Below are 4,545 nucleotides of genomic sequence, written 5' to 3' on the forward strand. Positions count from 1 at the left end.
AACAGAACGTGGTGTACTTTATTTTGGAGAAGCGGTACAAGCCAATGTTTATAATCCAATAACTTACTTTGAAAATATGCAATTAGATATAAATAGAATAATTAAAGAAAGCGAAATAATTGTGAATTGTATTGGTGAGTGTATGGTTGTTGAAGAAAATAATTTTATGATACAAATTTATAATATGAAGGACTGCTGGTTTGAGGGTTTAGCTTGGGATGGTTTTATTGCGACGCTGTATAAGCAGATAGAAATGTAGAGTGGAATGCTCTAATCTTATATAGAGGCAAGTCTTAAAGACTGGAGTGAAAACAATGATAAACACAATTTGGAATAGAATAGTAGAAAACGAAGGCAATGAATTTAAGCAAATTAGAGGTAAAGTTTTCAAGTACAAAATAAAAGGAAATTCAATTGAGTTAACTACTACAAATAGAGCAATTCATAAAAACGTAGTAGAAGAGGCTATGAAGTTTGTTCCACTAGAAAATACTGTACCACTTCAAAACTTACAAGCTCCATCTTATTTGTTTGCAATATTGATGGATAGTAGGATTAGGAAGAGTAGCGATTATTAAAATTTAATTTAATAATTTGATAGAGTATTAGAAGATAGACATAGTTGTATAAGCGATGTAAAAATATTTGGAAATGATGGAGAGAATATTAAAGGGGGAGGCATATAGTAAAAGAATGAAGTTATATATGACATATCGAGGATGTAAAAAGATTATTGAAAGTGACATAAGGCTATTTTTGAAAAATAAGAGCTATATAATAATAAAAGATAAATCTAAAGTGTTTGGATTTGAAGACAAAATAATAATAAATGAAACAAACGAAAAAATAGACAATTTATTTAATCAATACCCTAAGAGCTTGTATATAATTAATATACAAAGCGGTCGTATACAAGGTATTTATGAACGCTATAATGGTAACAAACCTAAGCCAATAGAAAAAAAGCAATTTCCAAACAAAGATGCTTTAATGAAGCGTTTGTATAATGAAGAGATTATAAAGAAGGCTGAATCGTATCCAGAAGAAAAGAAACATATCATATATAAATATATAGAGGGTATTCAAAATAAGAAAAACCAAAAAATAACTATCGAATATTTGAAAAGAATACATTCAAAAGAACTAAAATTAAAGAAAAAAGAAGATATTAAATTATTGGAAAAATCTATTAAACTCATAGAAGAAAATAATGAATATTTAGAGATACTTAATTACTTGATAGATGAAAAGTATACAATTAATGATTTGAAAACAATATTATTTTTTTACAAAAAAAAAGAAAGTTATTCAGAAGATGTCTTGAAAGAAATGTTTGAAAATGCTATTAAATATAAAACTGATGTGTTGTCTATATTTAAAATACGAGATGGATTAGGAAAATTTGATAATGAAAAAATAGTCTACGGCAGTATAATTGATTTTAAAAAAAATGAAACCAATATGGTTATTAAGATAACATTGACAACAAAGCAGATGATTGAATTTGATAAATTTGTTTATGGAAAAAATCAAATATTGGATATCGTGACTCAAGTAGAACAGTTAAAGAATTTTGAAAATTTAGATGAGAACATTAAACGAAAAGAAAAAATTATGTATGTGAATAGTTTGCTTAGTGATTTTTTGAAAACTTCAGAGGTTCTAATAGATGCTAGTTACGCAGATAACAAAAAATTTATTGAATGGATAATTAGAATATTAAAAATGCTTTCAAAGCCATATTTCTTTGAATCAGAGGCTACTATAGACTTGAGTGATCAAAAAACTTATGAACGCTTGATTGAGCGTAAAGAAGGTGGCTTTTATGAATACAAAATGTCATCTGATTCTGATAAGGGCGATTTTTTGATAGATATGGTTTTTTCTGCCAGCCCAATTAAAAGATCTAGTAAAACCTTAGCATTTAATGGCGACGAACTAAAAGAAATATACGAGCAAGAAGACACGTTAGGATACTGTGTTAATGATTGTGTATATACGGAAAAAGAAAAAATGCAGATAGAAAGTATACTAAATAGAGTTATTTCAGATGAAATTAACTTTATGAATTATCGTATAAACCATGTTGGACAAGGACTTAATTCATATATAGAAATAAATGAAGACAAAACGATATTTTTTGATATTGGAGATACGCTTAAATGTTCTGATCCAAGTAGAAATTTAGCTAATGTAAAAAATTTGTATAAAACCAAGAATCCTGAATTAGTAATATTATCCCATTGGGATGTAGATCATATATTAGGAGTTGCTGAATGTAAAGATGATATATATAATGCCGTTTGGATAACTCCAGATTTAAATTATGCTACTAGCCAATTTTCACTTGCAGCATTAAGATTAAATTATTATTTAAGTAAGACTACGGAATTGATAAATGTAGATAATTCATTTGCTAAAAAAAAGGTTTATAGTGGTTCTAATATTAAGATATATAAGAGTAGTGGAGAAGATAATAGTAATAAAAATAAAACTGTAGACGAAAATTATTGCGGAGGGTATAGCAATAAAAAGAATAATATTGGTTTGGTATTGGAATTAGAGTATAATAACAAAAAGCTTTTATCACCGGGAGATAGTGATTACTTGGCGTTGGCAAGGGAAATAAAAACTAGTACTTATAATTATTTGATAGTACCACATCATGGTTCAAGATGTGGAAGACCAAATTTTAGTTTAGCTAACGGAGCAGATTTAATTGTACCCGTAGGAGAAAATGGTCATGGGCATCCTATTATGGAAAAAAATCTATCGTGCATAGAAGAAGAATTTCAAATCAGTTTAATATGCACTAATGCCATAGGTGATTACCAAATAGAGTTTCAAGATGACAACAACAACTAACAAAATCAGCTTCATTTTTGAATCCAAAAATGAAGCTGATTTTCTATAAAAACATAAGGAGAATATTTATGAGCAAACTAAGTAATTCAATACGAATGCTAATATTACTTAAGAGTAGAAAGCGTTTGAAGAAAAAGGAATTAGCGAAGTATTTAGAGGTTAGCGAGAAACAGATCATGAGGTATAGGGAAAACATAGAGATGGCTAGGATCAGAATTGACATAATATCAGGTCCAGCTGGTGGATACGAATTGAGAGACAGAGAGTGTTTGTTTGGAATATCGTTTACAGAAGAGGAAGAGGAGGCAATTATTTTAGCTAGGCATTGCTTAGGGAGTGATAATTTCAAGAGTTACGATAATTTTTCAAGTGCAATAGATAAACTGAGTTGCTTGTGTGTACATAATAAGGGAAAACAGAGTTCGAATATTTCATATTTAGTAAAAGAAGAAGGTGTAAATTACGATACAAAGCGAGAAGACAAGCTTTGGTTAGATTTCAAGTCTTGTGTAATAATTAGGCAAAAGGTTGAAATTAAATATTTATCTTCAAATGATGAGATAACCAAAAGAGTAATTAGGCCATATGGAATGTTTCAATACAGAACTGCGCTATATGTTGTTGGGTATTGTGAAAAAAGAAAAGCACTAAGGCAATTTAAATTGATAAGAATACAAGAGTATAAATATTGTAATGAACATTTTGATAAGGACGAGTCATTTGATTTAGATGAATATATTGATGCCGGACCTGGCATATTTAGGGATCAAAAAATCAAAGTGGAAATCAAGATACACAAACCATTTGCTCAAAATATTAAAGAAAGGGCTCTGGCAAAAAATCAAGAAATCATAGAAGTTAAAGAAGAAGGATTTATTATATTGAAAGGAGAAATGAGTGGGAAAGCGGATATTAAGCGGTTGGTACTTGGGATGGGAAGATATGCAGAGCTGTTAAAACCAGAATATTTACGAGAAGAAATGCTAGATGAAATAAATATTTTACAAAAATATTATGAAAAAAGTAGAAAAAAATAATTGTTACTTAAATATGTCCACGTTAGCTGATAAAATGTTTCTATCAAGTGATACTTAATAAAAAACACATAGGAGATGATAAAATGTCAAAATTTGAAATCAGTGGTAGTGGTACAAATTACAGATTCAATCTATATGCACCTAATGGAAAAATTATTGGTAGAGGAACACAGGGATATTCATCGCTGCAAGCATGTAAAACAGGAATTGAATCAGTAAAAAATAATTCATCAGCTAGTGTTATTGACACTACAATAGGTGAAAGTTCGACAGGCTCTAGATTTGAAATCTATGAAAGTGTAAGTGAATATAGATTTAGACTTCTAGCTAAAAATGGTGAAAATATATTAGCATCAGAAGGTTATGTTAATAAATCGGGTTGCAAAAATGGTATAGAATCAGTGCAAAAGAATGCACCGAATGCTAAAATCGTAGAGTAGTATGAAGTTTTATAACTCATCTAACTATAGATATGGAAGTTAGGTGAGTTATTTTTAGTAATTTTATATTAGAAAAGTGGAGGAATGTCAATGAGCAAGAAAAGAGAACAAATATACTCAGAATATAGGAATAAATGTAGAGTTCAAAATATAGCAGGAAGACTTCAAGCATTTGCGTATGATTCAAAAACACTCATAATTGC

General features: G+C 29.1%; 5 protein-coding genes. All 5 read left to right on the forward strand.

All coding sequences use genetic code 11. The features are described from left to right. Nucleotides 1–259 (forward strand): hypothetical protein (locus N4A40_12315; protein MCT4662636.1); only part of this gene is annotated, 259 nt, incomplete at its 5' end. A gap of 55 nt (nucleotides 260–314) precedes the next feature. Then, nucleotides 315–578: a hypothetical protein gene (locus tag N4A40_12320; GenBank protein MCT4662637.1), complete on the forward strand. Its 264-nt coding sequence runs from the start codon at nucleotides 315–317 to the stop codon at nucleotides 576–578. 115 nt (nucleotides 579–693) lie between these two features. After that, entirely contained in the window at nucleotides 694–2,865 is a 2,172-nt protein-coding gene (locus tag N4A40_12325; protein MCT4662638.1) for a hypothetical protein, read from the forward strand. Nucleotides 2,866–2,933: 68 nt separating this feature from the next. Next, nucleotides 2,934–3,902 (forward strand): WYL domain-containing protein, encoded by a 969-nt coding sequence (locus tag N4A40_12330; GenBank protein MCT4662639.1) that lies wholly within the window; start codon nucleotides 2,934–2,936, stop codon nucleotides 3,900–3,902. A gap of 83 nt (nucleotides 3,903–3,985) precedes the next feature. Next, nucleotides 3,986–4,342, forward strand: coding sequence for a YegP family protein (locus tag N4A40_12335; protein ID MCT4662640.1), 357 nt, complete (start codon nucleotides 3,986–3,988; stop codon nucleotides 4,340–4,342). Nucleotides 4,343–4,545: the final 203 nt, after the last annotated feature.

This window comes from Tissierellales bacterium, from assembly GCA_025210965.1.
In the GTDB taxonomy this organism is placed as follows: domain Bacteria; phylum Bacillota; class Clostridia; order Tissierellales; family JAOAQY01; genus JAOAQY01.